This is a genomic window from Microbacterium sp. MEC084 (genome assembly GCF_004514465.2).
Lineage (GTDB): Bacteria > Actinomycetota > Actinomycetes > Actinomycetales > Microbacteriaceae > Microbacterium.
This window is the reverse complement of record NZ_MYFP02000004.1, coordinates 110,604-124,917: the sequence shown is the minus strand read 5'-3', so window position 1 is coordinate 124,917 and position 14,314 is coordinate 110,604. Positions and strand designations below refer to the sequence as shown.

General features: G+C 72.7%; 10 protein-coding genes and 2 pseudogenes. 7 read left to right on the top strand and 5 right to left on the bottom strand.

What is annotated here, in order from left to right:
* The first annotated feature begins 97 nt into the window (after positions 1-97).
* Entirely contained in the window at positions 98-1,555 is a 1,458-nt protein-coding gene (locus B5M43_RS06215; RefSeq protein ID WP_055992800.1) for an XRE family transcriptional regulator, read from the top strand.
* Positions 1,556-1,612: 57 nt separating this feature from the next.
* Here the strand turns inward: B5M43_RS06215 and B5M43_RS06210 are convergent, their stop codons facing one another.
* On the bottom strand, positions 1,613-2,494 hold the full coding sequence (locus tag B5M43_RS06210) for a bifunctional methylenetetrahydrofolate dehydrogenase/methenyltetrahydrofolate cyclohydrolase (RefSeq protein WP_055992797.1): 882 nt from the start codon (positions 2,492-2,494) through the stop codon (positions 1,613-1,615).
* Between the two features lie 2 nt (positions 2,495-2,496).
* Entirely contained in the window at positions 2,497-3,771 is a 1,275-nt protein-coding gene (gene glyA, locus B5M43_RS06205; RefSeq protein WP_134746946.1) for a serine hydroxymethyltransferase, read from the bottom strand.
* A 421-nt stretch (positions 3,772-4,192) separates the two neighbouring features.
* On the opposite strand from glyA, the pseudogene B5M43_RS06200 reads away from it, so the two are divergent.
* The 4 genes and pseudogenes from B5M43_RS06200 to B5M43_RS06190 all read left to right on the top strand — a co-directional run.
* Positions 4,193-4,765: pseudogene (locus tag B5M43_RS06200) on the top strand (RNA polymerase sigma factor); the annotation flags it as partial.
* An 11-nt stretch (positions 4,766-4,776) separates the two neighbouring features.
* Positions 4,777-4,878: pseudogene (locus B5M43_RS15430) on the top strand (hypothetical protein); the annotation flags it as partial.
* A gap of 69 nt (positions 4,879-4,947) precedes the next feature.
* Positions 4,948-5,823, top strand: coding sequence for a hypothetical protein (locus B5M43_RS06195; RefSeq protein WP_167626809.1), 876 nt, complete (start codon positions 4,948-4,950; stop codon positions 5,821-5,823).
* A 458-nt stretch (positions 5,824-6,281) separates the two neighbouring features.
* Positions 6,282-8,786 (top strand): sigma-70 family RNA polymerase sigma factor, encoded by a 2,505-nt coding sequence (locus B5M43_RS06190; RefSeq protein ID WP_167626810.1) that lies wholly within the window; start codon positions 6,282-6,284, stop codon positions 8,784-8,786.
* 8 nt (positions 8,787-8,794) lie between these two features.
* On the opposite strand, the gene B5M43_RS06185 is transcribed toward B5M43_RS06190, so the two are convergent.
* The 3 genes from B5M43_RS06185 to B5M43_RS06175 are packed head-to-tail and all read right to left on the bottom strand — an operon-like array spanning position 8,795 to position 12,777.
* Positions 8,795-10,702 (bottom strand): helicase HerA-like domain-containing protein, encoded by a 1,908-nt coding sequence (locus B5M43_RS06185; protein ID WP_134746711.1) that lies wholly within the window; start codon positions 10,700-10,702, stop codon positions 8,795-8,797.
* A gap of 43 nt (positions 10,703-10,745) precedes the next feature.
* Positions 10,746-11,390, bottom strand: coding sequence for a phosphatase PAP2 family protein (locus B5M43_RS06180; protein ID WP_230667718.1), 645 nt, complete (start codon positions 11,388-11,390; stop codon positions 10,746-10,748).
* Between the two features lie 34 nt (positions 11,391-11,424).
* Entirely contained in the window at positions 11,425-12,777 is a 1,353-nt protein-coding gene (locus B5M43_RS06175; RefSeq protein ID WP_134746713.1) for a multidrug effflux MFS transporter, read from the bottom strand.
* A 106-nt stretch (positions 12,778-12,883) separates the two neighbouring features.
* Between B5M43_RS06175 and B5M43_RS06170 the strand changes: the two genes are divergently transcribed.
* Both B5M43_RS06170 and B5M43_RS06165 read left to right on the top strand, forming a co-directional pair.
* A complete protein-coding gene (locus B5M43_RS06170; protein ID WP_134746715.1) occupies positions 12,884-13,567 on the top strand; it encodes a DUF3105 domain-containing protein in 684 nt (227 codons plus the stop codon).
* Between the two features lie 3 nt (positions 13,568-13,570).
* Entirely contained in the window at positions 13,571-14,233 is a 663-nt protein-coding gene (locus B5M43_RS06165; protein ID WP_134746717.1) for a DUF305 domain-containing protein, read from the top strand.
* The last annotated feature ends 81 nt before the right edge of the window (positions 14,234-14,314 follow it).

The window sequence follows — 14,314 nt, the reverse complement described above, 5'->3', positions numbered from 1 at the left end:
AGGGTTGCGGGGGACTTCTCCAGGATGACCCCGCTCGGGCGCTCCTTTCCGACCAATCGGAGCAAAAGAATCCGAAATCTTTAGATATGATCAAGGAATGACCCCTCGTGACGATCACAAGAGCGGGATCGAGCTGAAGACGCTCGGCCACCGGATCCGGCACTACCGGCTGCAGCAGGGATTCACGCTCGACGAGCTCGGCGCCGCGGTCGGCGTGGCGGGCAGCCAGCTCAGCCTGATCGAGAACGGCAAGCGCGAGCCGAAGCTGTCGCTGCTGCAGGCGATCGCGGCCGCGACGCACACGGCGGTGACCGACCTGATCTCGGGCGAGCCGCCGAACCGCCGCGCGGCCCTGGAGATCGAACTCGAGAAGGCGCAGTCGAGCTCGGTGTTCCGCAGCCTCGGCATCCCCCCGGTGAAGGTCACCAAGACGCTGCCCGACGAGACGATCGAATCGATCCTCGGCCTGCACCGCGAGCTGCAGCGCCGCGAGAGCGAGGCGATCGCGACGCCCGAGGAGGCCCGGCGCGCCAACACCGAGCTGCGCCTGCGCATGCGCTCGCTCGACAACCACCTGCCCGAGCTGGAGCAGCTCGCCGAGCGCCAGCTCAAGGCCGCGGGCCATGTGCAGGGCGCCCTGACGCACCGCACGGTGAGCATCATGGCCGAGCAGCTGGGCTTCGAGCTCATCTACGCGAACGACCTGCCGCCGTCGACCCGGTCGATCACCGACCTCGAGAACGGCCGCATCTATCTGCCGCCCGCCTCCATCCCCGGCGGGCACGGCCTGCGTTCGATGGCACTGCAGGCCATGGCGCACCGGCTGCTCGGCCACAAGCCGCCCACGTCGTACGCCGACTTCCTGCAGCAGCGGCTCGAGATCAACTACTACGCCGCGTGCTGCCTGATGCCGGAGGGCAACTCGGTGGCGTTCCTGCAGCAGGCCAAGAAGGACCGCAACCTCGCCGTCGAGGACTTCCGCGACGCGTTCGGCGTCACGCACGAGGCGGCGGCGATGCGGATGACCAACCTGCTCACGACGCACCTGGACATGCCGCTGCACTTCCTGCGCGTGGGTGAGGCCGGGCAGATCGAGCGCGTCTACGAGAATGACGGCCTGCCCGTGCCCGAGGACGTCACGGGCTCGGTCGAGGGTCAGATCGTGTGCCGCAAGTTCGCCGCGCGCGACGCGTTCGACCAGCAGAACCGCACGACCGAGCACTACCAGTACACCGACACCCCGGGCGGCACCTTCTGGTGCTCGACGCAGACCGGCACGAGCGACCACGGCGGGTTCTCGATCACGGTCGGCGTGCGCTTCGACGACGCGAAGTGGTGGCGCGGCCGCGAGACCCAGAACCGCGAGGTCTCGACGTGCCCCGACGAGAGCTGCTGCCGCCGGGCCCCCGCGGAGCAGGCCGCCCGCTGGCGCGACCGCGCCTGGCCGAGCGCCCGCGTGCACACGCACATCTTCGCGCCGCTCCCCCGCGGCCGCTTCCCCGGCGTCGACGAGACCGCGGTGTTCGAGTTCCTGGACCGCCACCAGGAGGCCTGATCCGCCCCACACGCAAGCGCCCCGGGACCGAGGTCCCGGGGCGCTTGTGCGGTCTGCTCAGGCGATCGAGCGCTCGGCCGCCTCCACGACGTTGGTCATCAGGAGCGCGACCGTCATCGGGCCCACGCCGCCCGGGTTGGGCGACAGGAATCCGGCGACCTCGGCCACATCCGGGTGCACGTCGCCGAACACCTTCTGCTTGCCGGTCTCGGGGTCCTGCTCGCGGGTCACGCCCACGTCCAGCACGGCGGCGCCGGGCTTGACGTCCTCGGCCTTCACGAGGTGCTTCACGCCCGCGCCGGCGACGATCACGTCCGCCTGGCGCAGGTACGGGCCCATGTCGGGCGTTCCGGTGTGCACCTGGGTCACGGTCGCGTTCACGTCGCGGCGCGTGAGCAGCAGGCCCATCGGCCGGCCGATCGTGACGCCGCGGCCGACCACCACGACGTGCTTGCCCTTCAGGTCGTACCCGTTGCGGGTGAGCAGCTCGATCACGCCGCGCGGCGTGCACGGCAGCGGCGTCGTGATCGGCGAGTTGACGTTCAGCACGAGGCGCCCGAGGTTCGTCGGGTGCAGGCCGTCCGCGTCCTTGGCCGGGTCGATCCGCTCCAGGATCGCGTCGGTGTCCAGGTGCTTCGGCAGCGGCAGCTGCACGATGTACCCGTGGCACGACGGATCGGCGTTGAGCTCGTCGATCAGCGCCTCCACCTGCTCCTGCGACGCATCCGCCGGCAGCTCCCGCTGGATCGAGTTCATCCCGATCGCCTCGGACTGCTTGTGCTTCATCCCGACGTACAGCTGCGACGCCGGATCGGCGCCGACGAGCACGGTCGCGATACCGGGCGTGACGCCGCGCTCCTTGAGCACGGCGACCCGCTGGGCCAGCTCCTCCTTGATCGCCTTCGCGGTGGCGACACCGTCGAGCCTCTGCGCGACCACGCTTACTCGCCGAGACCGGGGTAGAGCGGGAAAGCGTCGGCGAGGCGCGCGACGCGCTCGCGCAGCGCGGGCAGGTCGGCGCCGGGCAGAAGCGCGAGGGCGATGACGTCGGCCACCTCGGTGAACTCGGCGTCGCCGAAGCCGCGGGTCGCGAGCGCGGGCGTGCCGATGCGCAGACCCGAGGTGGTCATCGGCGGGCGCGGGTCGTTCGGCACCGAGTTGCGGTTCACGGTGATGCGGATCTCGTGCAGCAGGTCCTCGGCCTGCTTGCCGTCGATCGCGGCGTTGCGCAGGTCGACGAGCACCAGGTGCACGTCTGTGCCGCCCGAGCGGATCGTGATGCCGGCGTCCGCGACGTCCTGCTGCGACAGGCGCTCGGCGAGGATCTTCGCGCCGCGCAGCGTGCGCTCCTGGCGGTCCTTGAACGCGTCCGTCGCCGCGAGCTTGAACGCGGTCGCCTTCGCGGCGATCACGTGCATGAGCGGGCCGCCCTGCTGGCCCGGGAAGACGGCGGAGTTGATCTTCTTCGCGATCTCGGGGTCGTTCGACAGGATGAAGCCCGAACGGGGGCCGCCGATGGTCTTGTGCACGGTCGACGAGACGACGTGCGCGTGCGGCACGGGGCTCGGGTGCAGACCCGCGGCGACGAGACCCGCGAAGTGGGCCATGTCGACCCACAGGAGGGCGCCGACCTCGTCGGCGACCGCGCGGAACGCGGCGAAGTCGAGCTGACGCGGGTACGCCGACCAGCCGGCGATGATCACCTTCGGCTTGTGCTCGACGGCGAGGCGACGGACCTCGTCCATGTCGATCATCGACGTCTCGGGGTCCACGCCGTACGCCACGATGTCGTACAGGCGGCCCGAGAAGTTGATCTTCATGCCGTGCGTGAGGTGACCGCCGTGGTCGAGAGACAGGCCCAGGATGGTGTCGCCGGGGCGGGCGATGGCGTGCAGCACGGCCGCGTTCGCGGAGGCGCCCGAGTGCGGCTGGACGTTGGCGAACTCGGCGCCGAACAGGTCCTTCGCGCGCTGGATGGCCAGCTCCTCGGCGACGTCGACCTCCTCGCAGCCGCCGTAGTAGCGGCGGCCGGGGTAGCCCTCGGCGTATTTGTTGGTGAGCACCGAGCCCTGCGACTCGAGCACCGAGACGGGCACGAAGTTCTCGGATGCGATCATCTCGAGGAATCCGCGCTGCCGGTCGAGCTCGCGCTGCAGCACCTGCGCGATCTCGGGGTCGACCTCGGCGAGGGGGGCGTTGAACAGCGGATCGGTCATGGCGATCTCCAGACGACGTGCGGGTAGGGATGCTCGCATCGGCCCAGGCGTGCGGTCGAATGCCGTCTCGGTCGCTTCCCGGTGGTGCACCACCTCAACGCCAGTCGCGACACGCCCAGTGTAGCGGCTGCGGGGCGGCCGGCCGCGACGACCTGATCCCGCCAGGGGACGGTCGGAAGAGTCGGGGCCCGGAGCTCCTCCCCCGAGCAGTCCGGGCCCCGCACGGCAGCCGAACCCGAATCGCTGCTGTGCAGCCGGACGCGAACCCCCCTCTCGCCCGCGTCCGGCGACGTCTTCATAGGAGAGACGCACGGATCCCGGATCGGTCACGCGGTTTCCCCACGAGATCTTCCGAGGGTGCCCGCGCGCTACCTGGGCACCGTTGGGCGAGGCCGGTCGACGCGCGACAATCGAGGGGTCCGTGCACCCCGGCGGCGCCGCCGCCGGGACTCCCCGAAGCAGGTCCGCCGTGCAACCCAGCCCCGCCGATCCGTCGCTCCCCGACGCGGAGCTCGTGCGCCGCTCGCGCGCGGGCGACGCCCACGCGTTCGCCGCCCTCTGGGACCGGCATCATCGTGCGGCGCTCGCGGTGGCTCGGTCGACGGGCGCGGCCGCCGACGCGGACGACCTTGTGCAGGAGTCGTTCGCCCGGGTGTTCGGGATCCTGCGCCGCGGCGGCGGCCCCACGGGACCGTTCCGCGCCTACCTGTTCACGGCCATCCGGAACACGGCCGTCTCGTGGGCGCGCGCGCGGCGCGAGACCTCCGCGATCGAGGAGCTCGAGGCCGTGCCGGATCCGACGACCACCGAGGACGCCCTGCTGGCCGCCGACGACCACTGGCGGGTCCTCCACGCGTTCCGCACCCTGCCGAGCCGCTGGCAGGAGGTGCTCTGGTACTGCGAGGTCGAGGGGCTGGGCCCCGGTGAGGCCGCGCCGCTGCTCGGGATGACGCCGGGTGCCGTGAAGCAGCTCGCCTTCCGTGCACGCGAGGGCCTGCGTGAGGCCTGGATCCAGGCCCACGTGGCCACGATGGGCGACGGCGAGGACTGCGCCGGACCATCGAGCGCCTGGGCGCCCACGCGCGCGGCACCCTCACGGCCTCGAGACGTGCGCGGGTCGACGCGCATCTGCAGGCGTGCCCACCGTGTGCAGAGGTGGCCGCGGAGGCTCGCCACGTGGGGACCCGCCTCGCACCCGCGCTTCTTCCTGCGCTGATCGGCTCCGCCGCCGCGGCAGCCTACCTGGCGCCGGCGGGGCGCGCGATGGCGGCCGCCTCCGCCCTCACGCCCCTTCCCGCCGCGCTGGCGCCCACGGGAGCGCTCACGATCGCCGCGTCGGGCACCCTCGCCGTCGGCACGCTCGTGTCGACCGGGTTCGCGACCCTGGCGCTGGCCGGCGCCCTGGTCGGCGGGGCCGTGGCCGCGGCTCCCGTGTCGCCCGCGCCGGTCTCGGACCTCGCGACGACGCAGGCGCCGATGCCCGGAACCGCCACCCCACCGGTGGCCGAGACGCGATCGGCCGCTCCCGAGACGACGCCGGCACCGGCGGTCACGGCCCCTTCGGCGCCCGTCGTGGTGCCCCCGGCTCCCGAGCCGTCGCTCCCCGTGCCGATCGCACCGGCACCCACGCCGCCCGGCGAGGTCACCGTCGCCGCGGAGGTCGCGGGGGTCGTCGATCTCGACGTGGCGGCCGGCGGCGACGGCGTCTCCGCCGGGGTGGACGCACTGGACTCGGTCCGGGGCGAGATCGCGATCACGGAGGACTCGGCGACGATCGACGGCTCGGCCGGGCTGACCGTGCCGGTCCCGGTCGACGCCGCAGTCGACGCCGCAGTCGACGCCGCAGTCGACGCCTCGATCGACGCCTCGATCGACGCCTCGATCGGCGCCGGCGTCTCGGCGGACCCGAGCCCGGAGGCGGCGCTCGGTGCGTCGGTCGACGGCGAATCGCCCGGCGCGGCGGTCGATGCGTCGCTGGGCGCGCGCGTGGAGATCGCGGACGGCGCGGCGACGGCCGGCGTGGACCTCGAGGTCGCGGACCCGATCGGCTGACCGTAGGCCGCCTCGGCTCGTGTTCCGGGGCGGGGCGCGGAGGTTCCTCCCCAGGTCCTCCGCGCCCGCACCGCCCCGGCCGGTGGGCGGCACCTCGGTCGTGCCGCACCGGCCCCATCGTGAGAAACGGGGCCGAGAGCCCTCCCCCGAGAACCTCTCGAGCCCCGTTGCGCTGGGAATGGGCATCCCCGGGCGCCTGCCGTCCGCGAGCCCCCCGGCAACGCGGAGCGGACATCGGTGCTCTCACCCCAAGAGATGCGGCGACGGGGGATCTATTACGCGGGTTCCGGAAGTTTTTTCAGAGCTCTCAGACAAGGGCCTCCGGAGCCCGGAATCGCCCGATAATCCGGCTCTCCGCTGGCGCGGACACCCGTGTCCGGGACACAATGGGAGCCGTGTGCGCGTGCCCGACGCGCCCGTGGCGGATGACCCGCCCTTCGCCTCGCCTGAGCAGGATCATGACCACGAACGAGACTCCCGACGCCCCGGAGACCGCGCCCGACGCGGATCTCGTGCTGCGTTCGCGCTCGGGCGACGGCGAGGCGTTCGGCGAGCTGTGGCGCCGCCACTACCGCTCCGGCATCGTCGTGGCTCGGTCGGTCACGTCCTCGATCGACCCCGACGACCTGGTGCAGGAGGCCTACGCCCGCATCTTCCAGGCCATCCAGCGCGGCGGCGGCCCGACGGGCTCGTTCCGCGCCTACCTGTTCACGTCGATCCGCAACACCGCCGCGGGGTGGGGACGCACGCAGAGCGAGCAGACGATCGACGAGCTCGAGACGCTGGAGGGTCCCGAGTCGACCGACGAGGCGACCCTCGCCGCGCTCGACCGCAGCCTGACCCACACGGCGTTCCGCAGCCTGCCCACGCGCTGGCAGGAGGTGCTCTGGTACACCGAGATCGAGCAGCTCAAGCCGGCCGAGATCGCTCCCCTGCTCGGGATGAAGCCGGTCGCGGTCGCGCAGCTCGCGTTCCGCGCCCGCGAGGGCCTGCGCGAGGCGTGGATCCAGGCCCATCTGGCCACGGTCGCCGACGGCTCGGAGTGCCGGTGGGCGATCGAGCGCCTCGGCGCGCACACGCTGGGCAACCTCACCGCGCAGCAGCGCGAGCGCCTCGACAGCCACCTCGGCTCGTGCGCCCGGTGCGCGATCGTGGCGAGCGAGGCCAAGGAGGTCGGCAGCCGGCTCGCGCTGGTGCTCCTGCCGCTCACGATCGGTGTGTCCGCCACGGCCACCTATCTCGCGTCGCTGCAGCGCGACGACGCCGCGATCGTCGCGCTGGCGGCGATGCCGTCGAGCGTCGTCGAGGGCGCGGTGGTCGCCGGCGGCGGCCTGCTCGCCGGCGTCGGCGGCGCGGGCTCCTCGAGCTCGTCCGGGTCGTCGGGATCGTCGGGCACGGCCTGGACCGTCGGCGGACTGGTCGCGGCAGCCGCGGCCGCCGTCGCCGTCGCGGGCGCGGTCGTCGCGTCGGTCCTCAACCCGGGCGGCCCGTCGCCGACCACGGCGCCGTCCGCCGCCGACGAGGCCGCGCCTCCCGCAGCGGCTGTCGAGGCCGACCCCGCGCTGATCGACGCCCTCGCGAACGCCATGGACGACGCCGCCGAGCCCGCGCCCCCGCGAGCCACGCCCGCGCCGACGCCCACGCTCGAACCCGTGCCCCCGCGCAGCACCGCGCCCGTTGTGCGCTCGGCGCCTCCTGCGGTGGAGAGCGCGCTGCCCGCTCCTGCAGAGGTGGTGGATGAGGTCGTCGACGAGGTCGAGGCTCTCGATCTGGTGCTCGACGGCGCGCGGGTGCGCGACGACGGCACGGTCGAGCTCGACGTTCGCGGCGACGCCGATCGCGAGGTCGCCGTGTACGCGCTGTCGGACGCGACCACGGCGGGCGGCGGGCTGTCGGTCGGGGTCCCGCTCGCGGTGGCGATGGCCGGCACCGAGCCCGCGGTCGTCGGCACGCTCGGCCCGGAAGGCGCGGCCACGCTCGTGTTCTCGCTCACGCACGAGCAGGCGCTCGCCGACGTGACCCTCGAGGTCGCGTACACGAGCGGCGAGGGTGCTCCCGCGTCGCTCTCGCTGAACGGCCTGGGGATCCGGGATGCGCTGCTCGCTGCGCTCGCGCCGGAGGAGCGCGAGACGCCCCCGACGACTGATGAGCCGGTCCCCCCGACGGAGCTCGCGCCGATCGACGTCGTGGGCGTCGAAGCCTCGAAGGAGTCCGGCGAGGTGAGGATCGCCCTGCGCGGAGCGGTCGACGCGGACGCCGCCGTGACCGCCGGCGGCGCGCCTGTCGCCGAGGTGCGCTTCGATCCCGCGGGACTCGCCGCTGTGACGCTCGCGCCCGAAGTCCACGGCTACGCGCTCGACCTGGCGGTCGCCGTGACGTACCGGGAGACGGGTGCCGTCACCCGCAGCCTCGGCGACCTGCTGGCGGGGCAGGACATCCTGATCGACTCGGCGCTCGCGTTCGGGCAGGCGAACCGGGGCGCGCAGCCGGGCCAGATCGTGGTTCCACTCAGCGGCGAGCCGGATGTCTCGGCGCAGCTCGTCTTCGACGGCGCCGCCCAGACCGTGCGCTTCGACTCCGCCGGCCTCGCGTCCGCCGCACTGACGCCCTCTCCGCAGCAGTGGGACGCCGACGCGACGTTGAGCATCCGGTACACGTCCCCCGTGGCACAGCAAGGCGAGGCCCGCACGACGCTGTCAGCGGTCGCCGGGCACCTGGCCGCCGCGCCGCCGGCGCCGAGCCTGTGCGATGACGTGCCGCCGGGCCGGCAGCACTTCGTCACGAGCCTCGGCGACGTCGCCGGAGCGACGCTCGTGATCCAGCGCAAGGGCGGCGAGATCGAGACGCGACCCCTCGAGCTCGGGCTGTGCGTCGACGCCCGCGACACATTCGCTGTGGTCGCGGCCGACGGCGCCGAACTGCTCGGCGACGACCTCGTTCGGCTGCTTCTGCTCAGCCGCTGACCTGCACCTCAGCGGCGCCGGCCGGTGCCGAAGATGCCGCGGATCACGCTGTTGATCAGCGTCTGCGTCGTCCGCGAGCCGAGCACCTTCTCTATCGTCGACCTCTCGGCGCGCGACGACGTGCGCCGCGAGCCGCCCGAGGTCTTCTTGAGCAGGCGCTCGTACTCCTGCTGCGCCTTCCGCTCGGCGGCGGCGTTCGCCTTCGCGAGCTCGGCCTGCTGCTTCGCCAGCTCGGCGTCGACCTCGGCCTGCCGAGCCGCGGCGTCGGCCGCGTTCATCTTGGCCGTCAGGATCTCGTACGCCGACTCGCGGTCGACCCGCTCCCCGTACTTGGGCGTGAGCGGCGACGCGGCCACGGCCGCGTCGATCTGCGCCTCGGGCGTCGGCTCCATGAGGCCCTGCGGCGCGCGCACGCGCGTCCACGCGACCGGTGTCGGCGCGCCCTTCTCGCTCATCACGGTCACGATCGCCTCGCCGGTGCCGAGTTCCTGGAGCACGCGCTCGAGGTCGTATCCCGACTTCGGGTACGTCCCCACGGTCGCCCGCAACGCCTTGGCATCGTCCGGTGTGAACGCCCGCAGCTGGTGCTGCACGCGCGACCCCAGCTGCGCGAGCACATCCGGATGCACGTCCTTGGGCGTCTGCGTCACGAAGAACACCCCGACGCCCTTCGAGCGGATCAGGCGCACGGTCTGGGTGATGGCCGCGAGGAAGTCCTTGGACGCGTCCTTGAAGAGCAGGTGCGCCTCGTCGAAGAAGAACACGAGCTTCGGCTTCTCGGGGTCGCCGACCTCGGGGAGGATCTCGAACAGCTCGGCCAGCAGATACATCAGGAAGGTCGAGAACAGTTCAGGCCGGTCCGCGACGCCCGGCACCTCGAGCAGCGACACGAATCCCCGCCCGTCGGGCGCCATCCGCAGGAAGTCGGCGACGTCGAACTCCGGCTCGCCGAAGAACACGTCGGCGCCGCCCTCGGCGAACGTGATGAGCTCGCGCAGAATGACGCCCGCGGTCGCGCTCGAGAGCCCGCCGAGCTCCTTCAGCTCGGTCTTGCCCTCGTCGCTGGTCAGGTACGTCAGCACCGACCGAAGGTCCTCGAGGTCGACGAGCGGCAGCCCCTTCTTGTCGGCGTAGTGGAAGACGAGCCCCAGGCTCGACTCCTGCGTGTCGTTGAGCCCGAGGACCTTCGACAGCAGCAGCGGGCCGAAGCCGGTCACGGTCGCGCGCACCGGCACGCCCTTGCCGATGCCGCCCAGCGCGAAGTACTCGACCGCGGCCGCCTCGGGCTTCCAGTCCTGCCCGATGCCCTTCGTGCGGGCCAGGAGCTTCTCGCTCGGCTGGCCCGGCGTGGCCATGCCCGACAGATCGCCCTTGATGTCGGCGGCGAACACCGGCACGCCCTTGGCCGCCAGCTGCTCGGCGAGCCCCTGGAGGGTCCGGGTCTTGCCCGTGCCGGTGGCGCCCGCCACCAGCCCGTGGCGGTTCAGCATGCCGAGCGGGATCCGGATCTGGGCCTCGGGCAGCGGCTCCCCGTTGACGAGCGCGCCGATGTCGAGCGTCGTGGTCTCGAACGTGTACCCGTCGACGATCGCCCGCACGGCGTCCGCATCGAGCGGGCCCTCGGTCTTCGCAGCGCGTTCCGCCGGCTCGGACGAGGCCGTGTCCGCCGGAGCCTGCTCCACGGCTTCGGGAGCGTCCCCCGCGGCGGTCTCCGCCCCGGGCACGGGATCGGCCGGAGCGGTCTCCGGATCCGCGGCCTCCCCTGCCTCCCCCTGCGCAGCGGCGGCCTGGGCGGCGGCGAGCCTAGCTTTCGCCTCGGCGGCGCGCAGGGCGGCTTCAGCGGCCTCGGCTTCGGCCTGCAGGCGGGCGAGCTCGGCCTCGGCGGCGAGGACGGCGGGATCCTTCTCGGCGGTCATGCCGCCAGCCTAGCGACGGCCGGCCGCGCGGTGAGAGGGCGCGTCAGCCCCGTCCGCGGCGAGCGCGCCGCTCCACGACCAGGCCCCGCGAGAACGCGACGGCGACCAGCAGCGCGGCTCCGGCGCCGATCAGCGCGCCGCCGACCGTGTCGGTGAGCCAGTGCGCCGACAGGTACGTGCGCGAGAACGCCATGACGGCTATCCAGACGCCCGCGATCGCCGCCATCCACGGCCGGGGCAGGATGACCCACAGCGCGATACCCAGCGTGGCGGCGTTGGCGACGTGGCCAGACGGGAACGACCCGACATCCACGGTCACCAGGATGTCCTCGGGCCGGGCGCGCCCCAGCACGTGCTTGAGCACCTGCACGAGCCCGGCGCTCACGAGGAGCGCGACGGCGAAGTACCCCGCGGCCCAGGGCCGCTTCAGCGCGAGCAGCAGTGCGAGGATCGCCAGCGGCACCCACAGGATGGCGTAGCGCCCGCCTCCCACGGTGTCCATGAGGAGCGAGAGCCGGAGCGCGGGTCCGTCCGGGGTGGCCGACAGGACGGCGTCCCACCAGATGTCGACCGGCGTCGGGTCCATGCCGGGGATCTGCAGGACGGCGCCGACCGCCAGACCGCCCGCGAGCAGACCCAGGCCCCACCACATCCACGTGCGTCGGGTGCGCGCTTGGCCGCCGCTCATGGCGCCCTCCTCCTCGATCGCGTCAGGGTTCAGGTCAGGGGTTCAGCATCTCGACCGTACGCGGCCGCACGACTGCCCAGAGCGTGATCACGGCGACGAGCGCGCATCCGATCATGACGACGGCCATGGACGTGCCCGTGATGCCCTCGGGCCCGGCGACCGCGCCGACGATCGGCGAGATGAGCCCCGCGACGCCCGCGTTGCTCGCGCCGAGCAGCGAGGCCGCCGTGCCCGCGGCCTTGCCGTGGCGGTCCAGCGCCAGCACCTGCACGCACGGGAACGTGAACCCGCACGCGGTCATGAAGAACCACAGCGGGATCGCGGTGCCCCACAGCCCCAGTCCCAGCTGGTCGAAGACCACGATCAGCGTCGCCGAGACGACGAGCACGACGGTCGAGAACGCCAGCACCCACTGCGGCCCGAAGCGCGCCGCGAGGCGGGCGGCGACCTGGTTGCCGACCACGAGGCCCAGGGAGTTGCTCGCGAACAGCAGCCCGTACTGCACCTCGTCGAAGCCGTAGCTCTCCTGGAACAGGAACGGCGAGGCCGACAGGTACGAGAACAGCCCCGCGAAGGTCAGGCCTCCGATGATCAGCAGGCCGACGTACACGCGGTCCGTCAGCACCGAGCGATAGCGCTGCCACACGGTGCTCGCGCCGCGCTCGTGCCGTCGCTCGCGCGGCAGGGTCTCCGGGATCACGAACAGGGCCGCGAGGAGCATGAGCGCGCCGTAGGCGGCCAGCACCCAGAAGATGCCCTCCCAGGGCATCACCCCGAGCAGCATCGAGCCGATGAGCGGGGCGACCACGGGCGCGACGCCGGTCACGAGCGCGAGCCGCGACAGCATGACGACCAGGCGCTTGCCGCCGAACAGGTCGCGCACGATCGCCATGGCCGCGACCGCGCCCGCGGCCGCGCCGAAGCCCATCGCGACTCGCGACGCCCCGAGCAGCGCCAGGTTCGGCGCGACCGCCGCGGTCATGCTCGCCACGACATGGAGCGCGGTGGCGAGCAGCAGCGGCAGCCGCCGCCCGACCGTGTCGCTGAGCGGCCCGACCAGCAGCTGCCCGAAGGCGAAGCCGATCATCGTGCCGGTCAGGGTGAGCTGGATGGCCGCCTCGTCCGTCGCGAACGCGTCCTGCAGCAGGGGGAACGCCGGCAGGTACAGGTCCACCGTGAAGGGCCCGAGGGCGGTCAGGGCGCCGAGCAGCAGCACGTACAGGAGACGGCGCGACGCCGGGATCGCATCGCCCGGGTGCAGGACGATCGGCGCGGTCGCCGGATCGGGTCCGAGCGTGCGGATCGCGCCGGTGGCGGACGGGATCGGGATGGGGCCGGTGAAGGGGAGGGAGATCGAATCGGTGCGCGGGTTCGAGGCGTCAGGCACGGCAGGCTTTCGTCGGCGGCGGAAACATACATGCTACGCCCGCGGGGGCGCCCCGGGGACCGGTCCCACTGAGCGGATCCCAAGCGGCACCGCATACGATTCTGTTATGCCCTCCACCCCGCGTTCCGGCAATCCGGCCAAGCAGGCTCAGCTCCAGCAGACCGCCAAGCAGCAGCGTGAGGCGAAGCGTCAGGAGAAGCTGGCCGAGTACCAGCGTCAGCTGAAGAAGCGCCAGCGCGGCAAGCTCGTGTGGTGGATCGTCGGCGGCGCCGCGATCCTCGCCGTGGCCGCGATCGTCGTGGCCTCTCTCGTGACCGCACCGCGCAGCTACACGGCCGGCAGCGAGGGCGTCGAGATCGAGGGCGTCGAGACCTTCGAGCTCGAGTCCGACCACGTCGACGGCGTCGTCGAGTACGAGCAGAACCCGCCCGCGGGCGGCCCGCACAACAGCGCGTGGCTGAGCTGCGGCGTGTACACGGAGCCGCAGCCGAACGAGAACGCGGTGCACTCGCTCGAGCACGGCGCGGTGTGGATCACCTACGACCCCGCGGTCGTGCAGGGCGCCGACCTCGACGCGCTGCGGGCCCTGGCGCCGCGCACCTACGCGATCGTCTCGCCCTACGAGGGGCTCGACACCCCCATCGCCGTCAGCGCCTGGGAGCACCAGCTCAAGGTCGACTCGGTCGACGACCCGCGCATCGCCCAGTTCATCGAGGAGTACTGGCAGGGCGGCACGGCCCCCGAGCTGGGCGCCTCGTGCACGGGCATCGAGGGCCCCGGCAAGATCTGACCCATGTCGGATGAGGAGACCGCGCCGTACCGGCCGCGTCCCTGGGCGCTGATCGCGCTCGGCATCCTGCTCGTCGGCGGCACCGCCTTCGCGATCGGCCGGTTCTCGACCTTCGGCGGCGCCGAGCCGGGCCCGAACGCGGCCGACGTCGGCTTCGCGCGCGACATGCAGGTGCACCACGCCCAGGCGGTCGAGATGGCGATGATCGAGTACCGCGCCACCTCGGACGAGGAGCTGCGCCTCATCTCGTACGACATCGCGACCGCGCAGGCGCAGCAGTCCGGCCAGATGTTCGGCTGGATCGTCAACTGGGGTCTCCCCCAGCGCGGCTCGGATCCGCTCATGGCGTGGATGGCCGAGGACGGCGGCCACGACCACGGCGGATCGACGGGCGAGCCGGCGAGCGAGGACGAGCTGCGAGCCGAGATGGGCATGGCGAGCGACGCCGAGCTCGACGAGCTGCGGGCCGCGACCGGCGCCGAGCAGGACTGCCTCTTCACGGAGCTGATGATCCGGCACCACACCGGCGCGATCGAGATGGTGGACGCCATCCAGCGCCTCGGCGGCGACCCGATCGTGCTGCGCACCGCCGAGGGCATGGCCGAGTCGCAGGAGCGCGAGATCCAGGCACTGGAGTCGGTCCGCGCCCGCCTCGCCTGCGACTGACGCGCTCCGGCGCATCCGGCGCATGAAGAAGGCCCCCGGGACCCGTGCGCTCCGCGCGGATCCCGGGGGCCTTCCGTCTCG